Below are 16920 nucleotides of genomic sequence, written 5' to 3'. Positions count from 1 at the left end.
GTGTGTTCAGTCGAGGATGGAAGGATGTATCATCGTTTAATTGCGCAAGGAGCCGCTATTCTGTTGGCGGTGGTGTTGTCTGGTTGCAGTTCCCTAAGTGATGAAAGCAATCAGGTTAAAGTGGCGGAAGCCAAGGCCACGAAGATTCCCGCCCAGCAAAAATCCGTTACATTGCTGGATCGGGTGGTGTGGAATGCCCAGAAGCAGCAGGGCAAGATGTACCGTTGGGGGGGGACTAGCCCTGTCACCGGTTTTGATTGCAGTGGCCTGACCCAATATGCCTTCAGAAATGGCGCGCAGGTAGCGATTCCCCGCACTGCGGCGGAACAGTATGCGGCGGCGGTCAAGGTTCCGCGCGGGCGGGCAGAAAAAGGCGACCTGGTGTTTTTCAATACCAGCGGCAAACGGGTCAGTCATGTGGGCATTTATCTGGGCAAGAACCGTTTTGTCCATGCGCCCCGCACCGGTAAGGCAATTACCACCAGTGAGCTGAAAGGTTATTGGGAAAAACGCCTGATCGGTTTTGGCCGTATTCCCGGTGCGTGCCGCCCCAGTTATTCCTGACAGGCTGGTACAAACATCTGATGCTTGCTGGCGATTGTAGACAAACCGCCGGGTAGGTGGTTTGTCTACTGTTCTTTGCGCAGGCAGATGCCTATGCTCCCCCACAGGTTTTTACTATCACGGGAGCTTTTATGGAAAGCAAGCAAGTTAAGGTGTGGGATCCGCTAGTCCGCATTTTCCACTGGTCGCTGGTGTTGGCGTTTGCCGCCGCTTACCTGACGGGCGAGGAATGGGGTGCGTGGGAAGAAGTCCACGAAATCGCCGGTTACGCCGCTGTCGGCCTGATCCTGTTCCGTATCGTGTGGGGCTTTGTCGGCTCCAGACATGCGCGTTTCAGTGATTTTCTCTACGCCCCCAAAGCCGTTGTCGAATACCTCAAATCCCTGCTTACCACTCACCCCAAGCATTATCTGGGGCATAACCCGGCGGGCGGCTGGATGGTCATGCTGTTGCTGGCGGGCGTGCTGGCCACTGGCCTTTCCGGCCTGAAACTGCTGGCAGTGGAAGAGGGTGAAGGCCCGTTTGCCACGCTGGAAGTACCAGCGCTGATCAGCGTTGCGCAGGCCGACAATGACCGCGACGAAGCACGCGAACGCACCGAAATCATGGGTGTGGAGGAACATGAAGGCCATGAGGGTATGGGAGGCGAAGAAGAAGGTGAGGAGTTCTGGGAAGAAATCCACGAAGTCACCGCCAACCTGACCCTGTTCCTGATCATCATCCACGTACTGGGCGTTATTGTCAGCAGCCGCCTGCACGGTGAAAACTTGGTGCGGGCGATGGTGACGGGCAAGAAAAACGTGCAATAGTTGTGGCCTTGATGAAGGGGGTGTCCTGATATGTGCCCCCTTTCAACCAGCCAGTTGACCACTTGTAAGCTGTATTAGTCCCGATCGGCCTACACCCCCGCTTTTTTCAGCTTCATTTCAGACTCATTAGTTAAGGTTCAGGCATGACTTAACGAAACAAGAGAGTTTAACAATGAACGCTTTCATGACAACACGGAATCTGCTGCTTGCCTGTTCCATTACCCTGCTGGCTGGGTGTGGTGGCAGCAGTTCCGCTGATACCACCACGACTGCCAATACCGCGCAGGCTGCCACCGCCACCAGTACAGCCAGTAGTGCCACCACCGGCAGTACGGATGCTTCCGCCTCACGCCCACTTACCACGGATGAAATCAATACCCTGTTGTTTGTGCGTGAAGAGGAAAAAATGGCGCGCGATGTTTACCTGAGCCTGTACGGCAAATGGGAACAGCAGGTGTTTGAAAATATTGCCATGGGTTCTGAGCAACAGCACATGGATGTGATGGGATCGCTGATCAGCCATTACAACCTGGTGGATCCAGTGGTCGACAATACGGTGGGCGCATTTACCGACCCACAGATTCTCGCCCTGTATCAGGATTTGGTTATGAAAGGCTCTTTCACCCTGCTGGATGGTTTGAAAGTGGGTGGTTTTATTGAAGAGTTCGATATCAATGACTTGCAGGAAGCCATCGACGAAGCGAAGGCGGGTTCCGCCCCGGCAGATGTTATCCAGGCGTATGAAAACCTGATGTGCGGTTCGCGCAATCACCTACGGGCTTTTGTCGGGCAAATTGAGAAAAACAACGTGGGCTATGTGGCGCAGGTCATGCCGCAGGCAAGCGTCGATGCGATTGTTTCCACGTCTGAAGAGCAGTGTGGCCAATAAGCATTATCCCAATCATAAATAGAAGGAGACATGACATGAACATTCAAAAAACACTGATCGCCAGCATGATTGCCGTTACTTGCATGGGGATGGCCGCTTCCCCGGCCAGTTTTGCCCAAGGCCAGGGCGGTGGGGCTGCCATGAGCGTCCAGCGTCTTAGGGGATTTCCCTGAAAGATTCCCCCGCAATGGCTACACTTGTCTTATCGACAAGCGGAGTCCCTATCCCCATGCCCCCCGAACCCCAAACAGCTAACCCGATCCTGAGTGAATCCCAGATAGCCGACCTGAAACTGGCGGCCTCGAAAATGTCTGGCAGCACCCGCCGTGCGTTCCAGGCGGACATGAGCCGGAAATATTGTGCAGGCAACGCCCGCCAGACTGAAAGGTGTTTTGGCTGGGGTCGGGAGGGGGTGCAGTTGGGTTTGGAGGAACAGCGCAGCGGCATGGTTTGCGTGGGTGCGCAGGCGGCGTATTGTGGCCAGAAGCGCTGGGAGGAAACCCAGCCGGAAGCGGCAGCCGCCTTGCTGGCGCTGGCGGAAGCACATAGCCAGCAAGACCCGACATTCCGCAGCAGCATCGCCTACACCCGCCTGACGGCGGCGGAAGCCATCCGGCAGTTACAGGCCATGGGTTTCAGCGGTGGACAAGTGCCCGCCCCCAGCACCATGGCGCGGATACTCAACCGGAATGGCTACCGCCTGCGCAAGGTGGAGAAAGCCAAGCCGCAAAAAAAATTCCAGAAACCGACGCCATCTTCGCCAATATCCAGGCCAACGATGGGCAGTTTGCCGATGGGGCGGTCAAACGCCTGAGCATGGACTGCAAGGCGACCGTCAACATCGGTGACTACTCACGGGGCGGGAAAACACGGGGTGACAATAAAGCCGCTGACCATGAGATGGGCTGCAAAGAGAAATACATCCCTTTTGGCGTACTGGATGAGGACAGTGGGCAGGTTTACCTGACCTTCGGCAGTTCCAGCAAAACCAGTGACTTCATCGTGGATTCCCTGTGCCGGGTATGGGAACAGATGCCTTCTGCTGACAAGGACGCCTGCCAGTGCATCCAGATCAAAGCGGACAATGGCCCGGAAAGCAGCGGGATCAGGACGCAATTCCTCAAGCGCATGGTGGAATTCGCCAACCATACCGGTAAGACAGTCCACCTGCTGTACTACCCGCCTTACCACAGCAAGTACAACCCGATTGAACGCTGCTGGGGGATTCTGGAACAACACTGGAACGGCACCCAGCTCAAGGATGCCGAAACCCTGCTGGAATGGGCAAAAACCATGACCTGGAAAGGCATCAACCCCATGGTCGAATTCAGTCGCAAGGTTTATGAGAAGGGTGTGACCCTCAGCAAAAAAGCTATGGAGGCTGTTGAGGCGAGGCTGGAAAGAAATGCTGCTTTACCAAAATGGGACATTCTGATTCGCCCTGTTTTGGGTAATGTCTTTGAGGTAAATCACCTTAGCAGCACGGAAGTTGAAACCCTGCGTTTCATGCGGGAAGAGGAGAAGCTGGCGCGTGATGTTTACATCACGCTCCACAACCAGTGGGGGCTGGCGGTGTTCAACAACATTTCCCAGTCTGAACAAAAGCATACCGACCGCATCAAGGCTCTGCTGCAAACCTACGGGGTAGCCGACCCGGTGACAAACGATACCGTGGGCGTGTTTCAGGATAGCCGTTTGCTGGGTCTTTACACCCAATTGGTAGCGCAAGGGCAAAAGTCGATGCTGGATGCCTTGTATGTCGGTGCATTTATTGAAGAAACTGACATCAGCGATTTGCAAGGTGCAATTGCCGGGACTACCCATGCCGACATCGCCAACACCTACAGCAACCTGATGAAAGGTTCGCGTAACCACCTGCGCGCCTTCGTCGGCCTGATCGAAGGGCAAGGCATTGATTATGCCGCGCAAGCCCTGCCGCAGGCGGAGGTGGATGCCATCGCCAACAGCGAAGCTGAGCGTGGTAATATCAATGCTGGCGGACGGGGGAGGAGATAATTTCCCCTCCAGGTGATGGCGTAAGGTGAGGAGCGTGGATGCGGTTGTTGTTGGTGGAAGATGATGCGGAATTGAGCGCGAACTTGCAGCAGCGCCTCAAACGCGAAGGGTTTGCCATTGATGTCGCCAGTAACGGCGTGGATGGCGAATTCATGGGGGATGAGGAGCCTTACGACGCCATCATCCTTGACCTCGGCCTGCCGCAACGCAGCGGGCTGGAGGTCTTGCAACACTGGCGGCAACGTGGCAACCGCGTCCCCGTCATTATCCTCACCGCCCGCGACGCCTGGCATGAACGGGTGGATGGGTTCAAGGCCGGGGCGGACGATTACCTCGGCAAACCGTTCCATTTCGAGGAATTGCTGGTGCGGGTACAAGCGCTGATCCGCCGCAACCATCAGGTCAGTGTGCAAAACCAGGTGCTGGACTGTTGCGGTTTGCAACTGGACGAAGAGCACCAGCAAGTCACCACCCCGGAAGGCGATGTGTTCGACCTGACCGGGACGGAATTCCGCCTGTTGCGCTATTTCATGCTGCACCCCGGCAAAATCCTCACTAAATCCCGCCTGACCGAACACGTCTACGACAATGACAGCGACCGCGACAGCAATGTGATCGAAGTCTACGTGCGCCATTTGCGCCGCAAGTTGGGCGAATGGCGCATCCAGACCCGGCGCGGGCAGGGCTATATTTTCATTGACCCAGCCAAGCCGGAGCCACCCGTATGAAATCGCTTGAACGCCAGTTGCAGGTCAACCTCGCCATTACCCTGGGCATGGTCATGGGGGTGATCTGGTTGATTGGTATGGCCATGCCTTATTTCCTGTCTGAAAACAAATTCTTGCACCCACCGGGTTATGTTGGTATGCCAGCGGATCCGGTGGCGGATACCCAGGCATTGCCGCACCGTCCGCAGCGTTTCAAATGGCTGTTCCCGATCCTGGCGCTTGGTGGGGTAGGGGTGGTATTGGCCGTGCAAGGCGTTGTCATCCGCCGCACGTTCAGTCGCCTGGATCATTTGCGCGCCGAACTCCAGCAGCTGGAGGCAGGCAAGGTTAGCCGCCTGGATGAATCCGTCCCGGCGGAAATCCACCCGATCGTGGTGGAGTTGAACCACCTGTTAAGCCTGATGCAGGAACGGCTGGAACGTTCCCGCAACTCCCTTGGCAATCTTGCCCATGCCCTCAAAGGGCCGCTCAACCTGCTGGTGCAACATCTGGATCAGGAGGATACTGATGGTAACCACCATGCCAGGCAACAGGCGGAACGCATCCGGCAACTCACCGAGCGCGAACTCAAGCGGGCGCGTATGGCCGGGCAGGGCAACAGCACCCAGCGTTTTGATCCGCATGAGGAACTGCCGACCCTGGTTGATGTGTTGGCGCGTATCCATCAAAAACCCCCCCGCTGCATCACGCTGGAGATAGCCCCGGAAATCACCCGTTTCGGCGACCGCGAAGACATGCTGGAACTGATTGGTAACCTGCTGGACAATGCCTGCAAGTGGGCGCAGGAACAGGTCAGCTGTCGGCTGGCCTGCATTGCCAATAAGGTGCAAATTACGGTGGAAGATGACGGCCAAGGCAGAACCGACGCCGAATTACAGCAAATGACGGCGCGCGGTGTGCGTCTGGATGAGTCAGTGGAAGGCCACGGGCTCGGGCTTGCCATCTGCAAGGATATTGTCAAATTATACGGTGGGACGCTGGCCTTCGGGCGTTCGGAACAGCTCGGCGGCCTGAAGGCAGTTGCTGTATTGTGAGCCTGTTGCCTGCCTCAGGCCGGAATGGCGCGGCGGGCGTCATGCACTTGACGCGCGGGCATGTATTCGGGTTGCCTGGCAGGGGGGCGCTTGGCCGCCTGGATACTTTCGACATTGCCACGTTGTACGGGAATGGGTCTGCCGACCTGGTGGCCAGTTTCGTCATAGGCGTAAATGAGTTCGCCTTTCTGCACATGGATGCTGTTTGGTGTATAGCCTTTGAGGCCGTCTTCCGGAAAGCGCCCGGGGGCGGAAATGGATGTTACTTGCCTGCCATCCTGGTCATATACGTAAATCAGCGTGCCTTTTTGCACTGCGTTTCCGATAGCCATACTGGACTCTCCTAATGGTGGTTATGGATAGTTTTTATTATTGAAATTCCGCTTTTCTGCGAGGCTCCAACCTTAACAGTTGGGTGGGGGAACTGAAATTTTTTTCCTATAGGGTTGCCCCTCGGGAGAAGATGGGGCAACCCGGCGTTATCAACTAAAGTCCTATTAATTCAGCATGGTAGCCTTGGTGCTTGACGCTATTGAGAATATCGCCAGCATACGCCCGTTCGGGGTCGTAATCCACCAGCATCAGATGACGGGTACGTTCATTGACGCACGCAGAACGGATGCCGGGGGAAAAGGACAGGTCGTGTTCGAGTTTGTGGATTTCTGAGTCAGACAGTTCTTCATCAATATGCATGACGACGGTTACATCGTAATGGTTCATGGTACGTCTCCTGTTACAGGTTTTGACCATAAGCACGCTATGAGTGTGGTTGATCTTTGTCAAAATCAACTACATTTTATGCTTGATCATATCCGCGCACACGCCGTGCAGTTTATTTACCGCTTGTCACCGATTTGTATACGTCGGCTTCCTTGATCCAATAATAAATATCATCTATCCATGGTCGGAAATATTTATTCTCCGGGTTTTCCTATCCTGTAGCCAGCAATCTTGCGAACGCCACCCATCCCATTGATTGTTAATGGTTTGGCTGTTCCTGTTCCTGACCAACAAGGATGATAACCATGCTGAAAAAAATCCTGGCAGGCGTGCTGTGCGCGTGCCTGTTTTCCAGTGCTTTCGCCACGGAGTCCACCCCGGTAACCATGCAGCCCATAGCGGCGACCGACCAGATTATCGTCAAGCTGAAACCACTCCCGCAGACCCGGCGGCTATCATCCCCTCGCGCTGTGGTTGAGGCGGCGGTGGATGCGGTCGGGCTTGGCATCCACGCCAGTTACGGGCGGGCGATGACAGCGGATACCCATGTCATCCAGTTGCCAGCCCCCATGACCTTACAGGAAGCAAGTGATTACGCCACGGTGCTAAGCTCAGACCCGGCAGTGGAATACGCCGAACCGGATGTGCTGATGTACCCCGACACCGTGATTACGCCCAATGACAGCGCGTTCACTAACCAGTGGCAGCACGCTTCCCCTAACGTATATGCGGGTGCGGATAACCTGCCCGCCGCCTGGGGTGAAACCAGTGGTTCCGCCAACGTGGTGGTGGCCGTGGTGGATAGCGGTGTAATCAACCACCGCGACTTGGCCCCACGGTTGGTGGGCGGAAGCGCCGCGCTGGCCGGTTACGATTTCATTTCCCGCGCGACGGTTGGCAATGATGGTGATGGGCGCGACAGCAACCCCATCGACCCTGGCGACTGGGTGGGTCTTGAGGATATTGCCACACCGTCTTACAGCACCTGCGGCGTGCGCAACAGTTCCTGGCATGGCACACATGTGGCGGGCACGATCGGGGCGGTCAGCAACAATGCCCAGGGGGTAGCCGGGGTCGACTGGAATGCGCGCCTGCTGATTGCCCGCGCCATGGGCAAGTGTGGCGGCTACTTGTCGGATATTGCGGAAGCCATCCGCTGGTCTGCCGGGGAAACCATCAATGGCGTCAGCAACCCCAACCCCGCCCATATCATCAACCTCAGCCTGGGTGGCAGTGGTGCGTGTGGCCCTACCTATCAGGACGCCATTGACGCCGCCATGGCGCGCGGTGCCGTGCTGGTAACGACAGCGGGCAATGGTGGTACGGATGTCAGCAACCACCGCCCGGCCAATTGCACCAATGTCATTACGGTGACGGCGCTGGAACGGGATGGCAGCAGGCCGAGCTTCGCCAACACCGGCAGCCGGGTGGATATTGCTGCACCAGGTGTCTCCATCCTGTCGACGCTGGATGGTGGCAAGACCGGCCCGGCCAACGACAATGCCTATGCTTATTACAAGGGAACCAGCGTGGCCGCGCCGCATGTATCCGGTGTGCTGGCGCTGATGCTGGCCGCCAATAGCCGCCTGACCGATGGCAGCATCCCGTCAGCCGAATTGCCGCTGCTGTTGAAACAGAAACTCAAGGCCAGCGCACGCCCATTCGTGCGTGGAACCGCCAGCGATTGCACCACCAGCACCTGCGGCACGGGGGCGCTGGATGCTTACCGTGCCGTGATGGCAGTCAAAACCCCACCGACCGCCAATGCCGGAGCCAACCAGGCAGTGCAGGTGGGTGCAAGTGTCACCTTGCACGGTAGCGGCGCGGACAACACGCCAGCGGGTGCGATTACCCGCTATGACTGGGAACAAACCGCCGGGATGCCGGTTAGCCTGAGCAACCGCAACAGCGCCAACCCGGTATTTGTCGCGCCTGCTGGGGCAGGAACCCTGACTTTCCGCCTGACTGTCACCAACAACGTGGGGCTGGGCAGCAGCAGCTACACCAACGTGACGGTTGCCGCAACTGGTGGCAGCAGTTGCGATCCGGTCAGCCTGACGCCCGGGGGTAGCGCACCCGGCCAGTGGGATACGGCCTGTGCTTCCAGCCATCGCGGCAGTGACCGTTACGCGCGCTATTACACCTTCACCCTCAACCAGCCAGCAACCGTGACGGTGGATCTGGCTTCAACGCAGGACACCTTCCTCTACCTGCTGCAAGGCAGTGGTGCTGATGGCAGTGTGCTGACTTACAACGATGACAGCAATGGCTCAACCAATTCGCGGATTGTGCGTGCGCTGCCTGCCGGAACCTACACGCTGGAAGCCACCACCTATTACACCCAGCGGACTGGTTCCTTTACCCTTAGCCTGACGACCACCGCCAGTAATCCGGTGACTCAGCCTTGCACCATCAACCCGCTCGGACTGGGGCAACAGGCCAGTGGCCAGTGGGCAGCGGGGTGCGCTTCCGTGCATCGCAGCAGCAACCATTACGCCGGTTACTACAGCTTCACCCTGACAGCGGCGGCGAAGGTCACGATTGATCTTGCCAGCCAGCAGGATACTTTCCTGTATCTGCTGGAAGGTAATGACAGTCAGGGCGCGCTGCTGGCTTTCAATGACGACAGCAACGGCACGCTCAACTCACGGATTGTGCGTACCTTGCCCGCCGGAACCTATACGCTGGAGGCCACGACCTATGCTGCCGCCCGCACTGGCACGTTTACCCTTGGGCTATCAACGGTCAGTGAAACGGATAGCTGCGTACCAGCCAGCCTGACGCTTGGGCAAAACACCGTAGGGTGTTGGAATGCCGCTTGCGTTTCCGCCCATCGTGGCAGCACCTATTACGCGGGTTACTACCGTTTCAGCTTGGCCGCTCCTGCTACCGTCACCCTTGACCTGAACTCGCTGGAGCAGGATACCTTCCTGTACCTGCTGGAAGGCAGCGGTAGCCAGGGTGAGGTGCTGGCCTTCAACGATGACAGTAATGGCACACTGAATTCGCAGATTACCCGTACCCTGTCAGCAGGCACGTATACGCTCGAAGCGACCACCTATGCGGCGGGGAGCACGGGTGCATTCACAGTGCGCGTGCATTGAGGTAGCCGGGATGGCGGAAAATCGACTTGGCGGGACTGCTGCTGTATGTTGCCTGCATAAACCACGAACAGGACGACCCGCATGAATGATCCCCGTACCCGCTTGCTGGAAATGTATGCCGCCGGTCTCGCCGCCGTTAACGGTGAGCAGGCGGTTTACCGGGCACTGCACGCCAGGGGGGAGCGCAGCCCCCGCCATGTTGCCGCCATTGGCAAGGCCGCTGAGGCCATGTTCAGCGGCGCATACCGCTACCTGTGTGACGGCCTGCGCAGTGGCTTGCTGATTACCAAGCAGGGTCATGTGACCACGCCAGCCGCGTTGCCGGAAAGCGTTACGGTGATTGAATCATCCCACCCTGTTCCCGACGAATCCTCGCTGCAAGCCGGGCAGGCGCTGTTGCAGTGGCTGCAAAATCTGCCGGAAAACGAGCCGCTCCTGCTACTGGTGTCGGGCGGCGCATCCAGCCTGGTGGAGGTACTGGAAGAGGGCTGGACGCTGGAAAAATTGCAGGAAACCACCCAGGCATTATTGGCGGACGGTTCCTCCATCAGCGAAATCAACGCCATGCGCCGTAGTCTGTCGCTGATCAAGGGCGGCAAGCTGTGGAACTTTATTGGCCAGCGCCGTGTCGCCTGCCTACTGGTTTCCGATGTACCCGGCGACGACCCGGCGGTGATCGGTTCCGGCTTGCTGTTTCCCGCGCCGGTAGAAGATTTTGACTGGGAAATCGTTGCCAGCAACCAGCAAATGCTGGAAGCGATGGCAGCGAGTAGGCAAGCAGCAGAATTGCCCGTCACCATCATGCCCGAATTTCAGGAAGGCAATGCCGAAGTGGCCGCGCTGCTGTGCATAGACCACCTGCGCAACAGTGCGCCGGGCATTTACCTGTGGGGCGGGGAAACCACCGTGCAGTTGCCCGCCAACCCCGGGCGCGGGGGGCGCAACCAGCACCTTGCCCTGACTGCTGCTTTGCACATCCAGCCGGATGAAAACCTCTGGCTGCTGGCGGCGGGCACCGATGGCACCGATGGTGTCACCGAGGATACCGGCGCGCTGGTGGATAATGGCACGGCAAAGCGCGGAAGCAGCCAAAACCTTGACCCAGAAGCTTGTTTACAGGCGGCGGATGCCGGTACATTCCTTGACGCCAGTTGTGACCTGATCCACACCGGCCCGACTGGCACCAACGTCATGGATGTGGTCATTGGCCTGAAACTGTAATGCAAAACCTGTACGCAGCAGCCCACGCCTGCCTGATGCAAACCGATCTGGAGCAGAAACTTGCCTGCGCCGCCCAACTCTACGCCGACTGGCAGGCGGGCAGGCTAGAACGGGTGGAAACGCCAGATTGCCCGGTGCAAGCCGTGCCGGAACCGGGACGCCCCGCCAAACCTGAACTGGTGCACCCTCGCGAAGTACGGCAGCGCAAACTTAGTTCGATGGAAGGCCGCCGCGCTTTGTTGCACGCCGTCGCCCATATCGAATTCAACGCCATCAATTTGGGGCTGGATGCGGTTTACCGTTTCCGCGACATGCCCGACGCCTTCTACGGCGACTGGCTGCAAGTGGCGGCTGAAGAGGCTTACCATTTCAGCCTGCTGCATGAGCGCATGGCGGATTTTGGTTGCCGCTATGGTGACCTGCCCGCCCATAATGGCCTGTGGGAGCAGGCGTGCAAGACAGACTATGACGTGCTGGTGCGGATGGCGCTGGTGCCACGGGTGCTGGAGGCGCGCGGGCTGGACGTTACCCCCGGCATGATGCAACGCTTGCGCGAGGTTGGGGATGAAGCCACCGTCAGCATCCTGGAAATCATCCTGCGCGATGAAATCGGCCATGTGCGCATCGGTTCGCGCTGGTTTCGCCATTGCTGCGAACAGCGTGGGCTGGAACCGGAGGCCACCTTCCGCCAGTTGCTGCGTGAGGTGATGCAAGCCCCGTTGCGTGGGCCGTTTTACACCGAGGCACGCTTGCAGGCCGGTTTCACGGTGGAGGAGTTGGAGCAGTTGCTGGCGATGGAACAAACCTGGGTGGATGAGATTACGCGCTGAATCCGCCGCCTTGTTTACAGGATCAGGTCGTGCTTTCCAGGCGTTGCCGCAGCGCTTGTTCTGACACCGGGTATTGCAGCACGGTATGGAGCGGGAACAGTTCTGCCAGTTTGCCGATGTAGGGCATTTCTTCCTTGCTGCTGAACACGATCACTTTGGTATCGGGTGAAAAGCGTTGCAAGGTACGCAAGGTCACGTCCAGGTTGCACACGTTCGCCCCGGCGTAGTTGTTGCCGTAGCCGTAGATGAATTCTCCCACCAGAAAATCGGGCTGTTGTTTCTGCAAGGCTTTGTGCAGCTTGCGGGCGGCAGTGAAGCGTTCTTCTGCAATTCCAAGCTGTTGGTATAGGGTGCTGAGGTTGGGGTGGGCGGGGGATTCGATCAAGGAAAATAGTGTTTTCATGCAATACCTTGTTGTCTGGTTGGGTTTCCATTTTGTCCAAATTCAGCGGGTTTATGCGGTATACTTCAGTGAGAGCAACAAACGACCAGACGCTGATGCAAAATACCCCGCAAACCCCCGACATCTTTATCAGTTACCGTAGCAGCCATTTTAGGGGATTTCCCTGAAAGATTCCCCCGCAATGGCTACACTTGTCTTATCGACAAGCGGAGTCCCTATCCCCATGCCCCCCGAACCCCAAACAGCTAACCCGATCCTGAGTGAATCCCAGATAGCCGACCTGAAACTGGCGGCCTCGAAAATGTCTGGCAGCACCCGCCGTGCGTTCCAGGCGGACATGAGCCGGAAATATTGTGCAGGCAACGCCCGCCAGACTGAAAGGTGTTTTGGCTGGGGTCGGGAGGGGGTGCAGTTGGGTTTGGAGGAACAGCGCAGCGGCATGGTTTGCGTGGGTGCGCAGGCGGCGTATTGTGGCCAGAAGCGCTGGGAGGAAACCCAGCCGGAAGCGGCAGCCGCCTTGCTGGCGCTGGCGGAAGCACATAGCCAGCAAGACCCGACATTCCGCAGCAGCATCGCCTACACCCGCCTGACGGCGGCGGAAGCCATCCGGCAGTTACAGGCCATGGGGTTCAGCGGTGGACAAGTGCCCGCCCCCAGCACCATGGCGCGGATACTCAACCGGAATGGCTACCGCCTGCGCAAGGTGGAGAAAGCCAAGCCGCAAAAAAAATTCCAGAAACCGACGCCATCTTCGCCAATATCCAGGCCAACGATGGGCAGTTTGCCGATGGGGCGGTCAAACGCCTGAGCATGGACTGCAAGGCGACCGTCAACATCGGTGACTACTCACGGGGCGGGAAAACTCGGGGTGACAATAAAGCCGCAGACCATGAGATGGGCTGCAAAGAGAAATACATCCCTTTTGGCGTACTGGATGAGGACAGTGGGCAGGTTTACCTGACCTTCGGCAGTTCCAGCAAAACCAGTGACTTCATCGTGGATTCCCTGTGCCGGGTATGGGAACAGATGCCTTCTGCTGACAAGGACGCCTGCCAGTGCATCCAGATCAAAGCGGACAATGGCCCGGAAAGCAGCGGGATCAGGACGCAATTCCTCAAGCGCATGGTGGAATTCGCCAACCATACCGGTAAGACAGTCCACCTGCTGTACTACCCGCCTTACCACAGCAAGTACAACCCGATTGAACGCTGCTGGGGGATTCTGGAACAACACTGGAACGGCACCCAGCTCAAGGATGCCGAAACCCTGCTGGAATGGGCAAAAACCATGACCTGGAAAGGCATCAACCCCATGGTCGAATTCAGCCACAAGGTTTATGAGAAGGGTGTGACCCTCAGCAAAAAAGCTATGGAGGCTGTTGAGGCGAGGCTGGAAAGAAATGCTGCTTTACCAAAATGGGACATTCTGATTCGCCCTGTTTTTGGGTAATGTCTTTGAGGTAAATCACCTTAAATGGGTGGAAGTGTTGGCGCGCAATCTGCTGGCACAGGGCTGTCTACACCGGCATCGGGCTGGACAGCTTCACCTTCGGCAACATGCTGGCCGCGCTGGAGACCCACGGTTTCACCCCCGAAGCTGACGACCTGCAACGCAGCCTCAAGCGCCTGGAACTGGGCTTCGTGCTGGGGCGGGACAAGCAGCGCTACTATTTCCGCATCCCGCTGTTCAAACAGATGGTCGCCGAGGATGAGCCGGAAATACGCCTGCAAGCAGAATTGCGCGGTATGTGAGCGGAAGAGGGCGTATTTCATGCGCCCTCTTCATTCCGGCCAATGATGGCGGCACGTCCGGCTCCTCCCCTGATAAGGGGAGGCTGGGAGGGGTTTCTTTCCCCCAAATTCATGCATAATACAATGCATCGAACTACCGTTGAAAAAGACTGCATAACTCCAATGAGCAATACTCCAATCCTGCGTCACCGCACCGTCTCCGTCCAAGTAGGCAATATCACCGTCGGCGGCGATGCCCCTGTCGTCGTCCAGTCCATGACCAACACCGACACAGCGGATGCCATCCGCACTGCCGCGCAATGCTTCGAGCTTGCCCGCGCCGGTTCCGAACTGGTGCGTATCACCGTCAACAGCCTGGAAGCCGCGCAGGCCGTCCCCGACATCCGCGCACGCCTCGATAAGATGGGCTGCGACGTGCCGCTGATTGGTGACTTCCATTTCAACGGCCACAAGCTGCTGACCGCCGTGCCGGAATGCGCGCAAGCTCTCGCCAAATACCGTATCAATCCTGGCAACGTAGGCCGTGGCAAAAAGCGTGACGAACAATTTGCGCGAATGATCGAATTCGCCGTCCGTTATGACAAGCCGGTGCGCATCGGCGTCAACTGGGGTTCGCTGGATCAGGAGTTACTGGCGAAAATGCTGGATGACAACAGCAAGCTGGCCAAGCCGCTGGAGCTGGAAGAAGTGATGCATGAGGCCCTGCTGGAGTCCGCCCTCAGCAGCGCCGCCAAGGCCGAAGAATACGGCCTGCCGCACGACCACATCATCCTTTCCTGCAAGCTCAGTGACGTGCAGGGGCTGGTTCGTGCCTACCGCGACATGTCAAAACGCTGTGATTACCCGCTGCATCTCGGCCTGACCGAAGCAGGCATGGGCAGCAAAGGCATCGTCTATTCCACCGCAGCGTTGTCGATCCTGTTGCAGGAAGGCATCGGCGACACCATCCGCATTTCCCTCACGCCCGAGCCGCACGCCAAGCGCGAGAAAGAAGTCATTGTCGGGCAGGAAATCCTGCAAGCGCTGGGTCTGCGTTCCTTCACCCCGCAAGTGGTGGCTTGCCCTGGCTGCGGGCGCACGTCCAGCGACTACTTCCAGCGCCTTGCGGAACAAATCCAGGGCTGGTTACGCGAACAAATGCCGGTGTGGAAAGACCAGTATCCAGGTGTGGAAAGTATGTCAGTCGCGGTGATGGGCTGTGTGGTTAATGGGCCAGGCGAAAGCAAACACGCTAACATCGGTATCAGCCTGCCCGGCAGCGGCGAAACCCCGGTAGCGCCAGTCTACGAAGATGGGCAGAAAACGGTTACGCTCAAAGGCGATTCGATTGCGCAGGAATTCCAGGCGCTGGTCGAAACGTATGTACAAAAAACGTATGGTTGAACCAAAGGAGAGTGTTAAATGAAAAGATTAGGCATGGTTGCCATCGCAGGCTTGTCTCTGCTGGCAACAAACGTATGGGCAGCCATCAAAAGCGAGCCAGTCAATTACGAATACGAGGGAACCAAACTCACCGGCTACCTCTACTACGATGACGCCGTGACTGAAAAGCGCCCTGGTGTCATGGTGGTGCATGAATGGTGGGGTCTGAACGACTACGCCAAGAAACGTGCGGAAATGCTGGCCGAACTGGGCTACGTTGCCTTTGCTGCCGACATGTATGGCGATGGCCATGTCACCGACAAGCCCGATCAGGCGCGTGAATGGATGACCGCTGCCACCTCCGACGTGGACGCATGGCGTGGCACGGCGCTGGCCGGTTTGGAGCAGCTCAAGAAAAGTGACAAGGTAGATGCCAGCAAACTGGCGGCGGTCGGTTACTGCTTCGGTGGCGGTACTATCCTGCAAATGGCCTACAGTGGCACCAGCGATGTGAAAGGCGTGGTTAGTTTTCATGGTTCCCTGCCTTCTGCGCCGGATGGTACGGAAATCAACACCAAGATCTTGGCTTTCCACGGCAATGCTGACGCGATGGTGCCGCCGGATACCGTCAACAAGTTCAAGGAACAACTGGAAAAGACTGGTGCTAACTGGGAATTTGCCTCCTTCGGTGGCGCACGCCATGCCTTTACTAACCCGGATGCGGGCAAATATGGCATCGAAAACCTGCAATACAATGAAACTGCCGACAAGCGTTCCTGGCAGGGGATGCAGGATTTCTTCAAGGAAATCTTCCAGTAATGCGTTGCCGCGCCAAAATCTGCGGCATTACCTCGGTTGCCGATGCCTTGATGGTATCGGCGGCGGGCGTGGATGCCATCGGGCTGGTTTTCTACCCCAAAAGCAAGCGTCATGTCGACATCGCGCAGGCGACGGAAATCTGCCGTGCCGTGCCGCCTTTCGTCACTACGGTAGGGCTGTTTCTGGATGCGCAGCCGGATTTCGTGCGCACAGTGCTGGCATCCGTGCCGCTGGACGTGTTGCAGTTTCACGGTTCGGAATCGCCGGAATACTGCCGCCAGTTTCCCCGCCCGTACATGAAGGCGGTGGGGATGAAAGGGCTGGCGGAAAGTGGTGGTTTCACGGCCTACGCTGACCGTTATCCCGATGCACAGGGTTTTCTGGTCGATAGCCATGCGCCGGGCGCTGCTGGTGGGACAGGCGAAACCTTTGACTGGACACAGGTTCCACAGGATTACCCCAAACCCATTATCCTCGCGGGTGGTTTGACGCCGGAAAATGTGGCGGAAGCGATCCGGCTCAGCCGCGTGTATGCGGTGGATGTGAGTAGTGGGGTGGAATCTGCCCCAGGCGTCAAGGCTCCAGCCCTGGTGCAGGCATTTATGGCGGGGATGGGGGCAGCATAGCTTGATTTCGCTTAAGGTATCAGGCGGGAACATGCCATAATCTG

The 16920-nt window shown here is 57.6% G+C and carries 17 protein-coding genes and 2 pseudogenes; 16 read left to right on the top strand and 3 right to left on the bottom strand.

Annotated elements, in window-relative coordinates:
• Positions 1-24: 24 nt before the first annotated feature.
• From THINI_RS08110 to THINI_RS08080, 8 genes and pseudogenes are all read left to right on the top strand, one after another.
• Positions 25-564 carry a C40 family peptidase gene (locus tag THINI_RS08110; protein ID WP_002708132.1) on the top strand — a complete coding sequence of 180 codons (540 nt, stop codon included), beginning with the start codon at positions 25-27 and terminating at the stop codon, positions 562-564.
• A gap of 131 nt (positions 565-695) precedes the next feature.
• The gene (locus THINI_RS08105) at positions 696-1373 is read left to right on the top strand and encodes a cytochrome b/b6 domain-containing protein (protein ID WP_002708131.1); all 678 of its coding nucleotides are present in this window, start codon (positions 696-698) and stop codon (positions 1371-1373) included.
• A gap of 184 nt (positions 1374-1557) precedes the next feature.
• The gene (locus THINI_RS08100) at positions 1558-2262 is read left to right on the top strand and encodes a DUF2202 domain-containing protein (protein WP_040840313.1); all 705 of its coding nucleotides are present in this window, start codon (positions 1558-1560) and stop codon (positions 2260-2262) included.
• Between the two features lie 35 nt (positions 2263-2297).
• The gene (locus THINI_RS25100; protein WP_154724380.1) at positions 2298-2435 is read left to right on the top strand and encodes a hypothetical protein; all 138 of its coding nucleotides are present in this window, start codon (positions 2298-2300) and stop codon (positions 2433-2435) included.
• 14 nt (positions 2436-2449) lie between these two features.
• A pseudogene (locus THINI_RS27225) lies at positions 2450-3645 on the top strand (ISAzo13 family transposase); the annotation flags it as partial.
• Positions 3637-4278 carry a DUF2202 domain-containing protein gene (locus THINI_RS27220; RefSeq protein WP_425358295.1) on the top strand — a complete coding sequence of 214 codons (642 nt, stop codon included), beginning with the start codon at positions 3637-3639 and terminating at the stop codon, positions 4276-4278. The pseudogene THINI_RS27225 and the gene THINI_RS27220, both read left to right, overlap by 9 nt.
• 38 nt (positions 4279-4316) lie before the next feature.
• Entirely contained in the window at positions 4317-5006 is a 690-nt protein-coding gene (locus THINI_RS08085; RefSeq protein ID WP_002708129.1) for a response regulator transcription factor, read from the top strand.
• On the top strand, positions 5003-6040 hold the full coding sequence (locus THINI_RS08080) for a sensor histidine kinase (RefSeq protein ID WP_002708128.1): 1038 nt from the start codon (positions 5003-5005) through the stop codon (positions 6038-6040). The genes THINI_RS08085 and THINI_RS08080 overlap by 4 nt, the downstream gene beginning before the upstream one ends.
• A gap of 14 nt (positions 6041-6054) precedes the next feature.
• Here THINI_RS08080 and THINI_RS24740 read toward each other — a convergent pair whose 3' ends face one another.
• Both THINI_RS24740 and THINI_RS08070 read right to left on the bottom strand, forming a co-directional pair.
• Positions 6055-6372, bottom strand: a complete 318-nt coding sequence (locus THINI_RS24740) for a hypothetical protein (RefSeq protein WP_002708127.1) — start codon at positions 6370-6372, stop codon at positions 6055-6057.
• A 154-nt stretch (positions 6373-6526) separates the two neighbouring features.
• Entirely contained in the window at positions 6527-6760 is a 234-nt protein-coding gene (locus tag THINI_RS08070; RefSeq protein WP_002708126.1) for a hypothetical protein, read from the bottom strand.
• 305 nt (positions 6761-7065) lie between these two features.
• Here THINI_RS08070 and THINI_RS23280 point away from each other — a divergent pair, with 305 nt between their 5' ends.
• From THINI_RS23280 to THINI_RS08055, 3 genes are all read left to right on the top strand, one after another.
• Positions 7066-9864 (top strand): S8 family peptidase, encoded by a 2799-nt coding sequence (locus THINI_RS23280; protein WP_002708125.1) that lies wholly within the window; start codon positions 7066-7068, stop codon positions 9862-9864.
• An 81-nt stretch (positions 9865-9945) separates the two neighbouring features.
• On the top strand, positions 9946-11085 hold the full coding sequence (locus THINI_RS08060) for a glycerate kinase type-2 family protein (RefSeq protein ID WP_002708124.1): 1140 nt from the start codon (positions 9946-9948) through the stop codon (positions 11083-11085).
• On the top strand, positions 11085-11915 hold the full coding sequence (locus THINI_RS08055; RefSeq protein ID WP_002708123.1) for a ferritin-like domain-containing protein: 831 nt from the start codon (positions 11085-11087) through the stop codon (positions 11913-11915). Before THINI_RS08060 ends, THINI_RS08055 begins: the two co-directional genes overlap by 1 nt.
• Before the next feature lie 22 nt (positions 11916-11937).
• Here the strand turns inward: THINI_RS08055 and THINI_RS08050 are convergent, their stop codons facing one another.
• Positions 11938-12318 carry a hypothetical protein gene (locus THINI_RS08050; RefSeq protein ID WP_002708122.1) on the bottom strand — a complete coding sequence of 127 codons (381 nt, stop codon included), beginning with the start codon at positions 12316-12318 and terminating at the stop codon, positions 11938-11940.
• Between the two features lie 181 nt (positions 12319-12499).
• On the opposite strand from THINI_RS08050, the pseudogene THINI_RS27215 reads away from it, so the two are divergent.
• From THINI_RS27215 to THINI_RS08020, 5 genes and pseudogenes are all read left to right on the top strand, one after another.
• A pseudogene (locus THINI_RS27215) lies at positions 12500-13767 on the top strand (ISAzo13 family transposase).
• 107 nt (positions 13768-13874) lie between these two features.
• On the top strand, positions 13875-14069 hold the full coding sequence (locus THINI_RS08035) for a hypothetical protein (protein ID WP_040839277.1): 195 nt from the start codon (positions 13875-13877) through the stop codon (positions 14067-14069).
• Positions 14070-14231: 162 nt separating this feature from the next.
• A complete protein-coding gene (ispG, locus tag THINI_RS08030) occupies positions 14232-15452 on the top strand; it encodes a flavodoxin-dependent (E)-4-hydroxy-3-methylbut-2-enyl-diphosphate synthase (protein WP_002708121.1) in 1221 nt (406 codons plus the stop codon).
• A gap of 18 nt (positions 15453-15470) precedes the next feature.
• The gene (locus THINI_RS08025; RefSeq protein ID WP_002708120.1) at positions 15471-16250 is read left to right on the top strand and encodes a dienelactone hydrolase family protein; all 780 of its coding nucleotides are present in this window, start codon (positions 15471-15473) and stop codon (positions 16248-16250) included.
• Complete coding sequence (locus tag THINI_RS08020) at positions 16250-16876, top strand: phosphoribosylanthranilate isomerase (RefSeq protein WP_002708119.1); 627 nt, start codon at positions 16250-16252, stop codon at positions 16874-16876. Before THINI_RS08025 ends, THINI_RS08020 begins: the two co-directional genes overlap by 1 nt.
• Positions 16877-16920: the final 44 nt, after the last annotated feature.

This window comes from Thiothrix nivea DSM 5205 (assembly GCF_000260135.1).
GTDB lineage: Bacteria > Pseudomonadota > Gammaproteobacteria > Thiotrichales > Thiotrichaceae > Thiothrix > Thiothrix nivea.
The sequence above is the reverse complement of the archived record's forward strand: the minus strand, read 5'-3'. Positions and strand labels throughout refer to the sequence as shown.

Excerpts from the sequence above, each read along its gene's own strand:
- THINI_RS08085 (WP_002708129.1), top strand. The coding sequence starts at position 4,317 with ATGCGGTTGTTGTTGGTGGAAGATGATGCGGAATTGAGCGCGAACTTG.
- THINI_RS08020 (WP_002708119.1), top strand. The coding sequence starts at position 16,250 with ATGCGTTGCCGCGCCAAAATCTGCGGCATTACCTCGGTTGCCGATGCC.
- THINI_RS08110 (WP_002708132.1), top strand. The coding sequence starts at position 25 with ATGTATCATCGTTTAATTGCGCAAGGAGCCGCTATTCTGTTGGCGGTG.
- THINI_RS08100 (WP_040840313.1), top strand. The coding sequence starts at position 1,558 with ATGACAACACGGAATCTGCTGCTTGCCTGTTCCATTACCCTGCTGGCT.
- THINI_RS23280 (WP_002708125.1), top strand. The coding sequence starts at position 7,066 with ATGCTGAAAAAAATCCTGGCAGGCGTGCTGTGCGCGTGCCTGTTTTCC.
- THINI_RS08025 (WP_002708120.1), top strand. The coding sequence starts at position 15,471 with ATGAAAAGATTAGGCATGGTTGCCATCGCAGGCTTGTCTCTGCTGGCA.
- THINI_RS24740 (WP_002708127.1), bottom strand. The coding sequence starts at position 6,372 with ATGGCTATCGGAAACGCAGTGCAAAAAGGCACGCTGATTTACGTATAT.
- THINI_RS08035 (WP_040839277.1), top strand. The coding sequence starts at position 13,875 with ATGCTGGCCGCGCTGGAGACCCACGGTTTCACCCCCGAAGCTGACGAC.
- THINI_RS08060 (WP_002708124.1), top strand. The coding sequence starts at position 9,946 with ATGAATGATCCCCGTACCCGCTTGCTGGAAATGTATGCCGCCGGTCTC.
- THINI_RS25100 (WP_154724380.1), top strand. The coding sequence starts at position 2,298 with ATGAACATTCAAAAAACACTGATCGCCAGCATGATTGCCGTTACTTGC.
- THINI_RS08055 (WP_002708123.1), top strand. The coding sequence starts at position 11,085 with ATGCAAAACCTGTACGCAGCAGCCCACGCCTGCCTGATGCAAACCGAT.
- THINI_RS08070 (WP_002708126.1), bottom strand. The coding sequence starts at position 6,760 with ATGAACCATTACGATGTAACCGTCGTCATGCATATTGATGAAGAACTG.
- THINI_RS27220 (WP_425358295.1), top strand. The coding sequence starts at position 3,637 with ATGGAGGCTGTTGAGGCGAGGCTGGAAAGAAATGCTGCTTTACCAAAA.
- THINI_RS08080 (WP_002708128.1), top strand. The coding sequence starts at position 5,003 with ATGAAATCGCTTGAACGCCAGTTGCAGGTCAACCTCGCCATTACCCTG.
- THINI_RS08050 (WP_002708122.1), bottom strand. The coding sequence starts at position 12,318 with ATGAAAACACTATTTTCCTTGATCGAATCCCCCGCCCACCCCAACCTC.
- ispG (WP_002708121.1), top strand. The coding sequence starts at position 14,232 with ATGAGCAATACTCCAATCCTGCGTCACCGCACCGTCTCCGTCCAAGTA.
- THINI_RS08105 (WP_002708131.1), top strand. The coding sequence starts at position 696 with ATGGAAAGCAAGCAAGTTAAGGTGTGGGATCCGCTAGTCCGCATTTTC.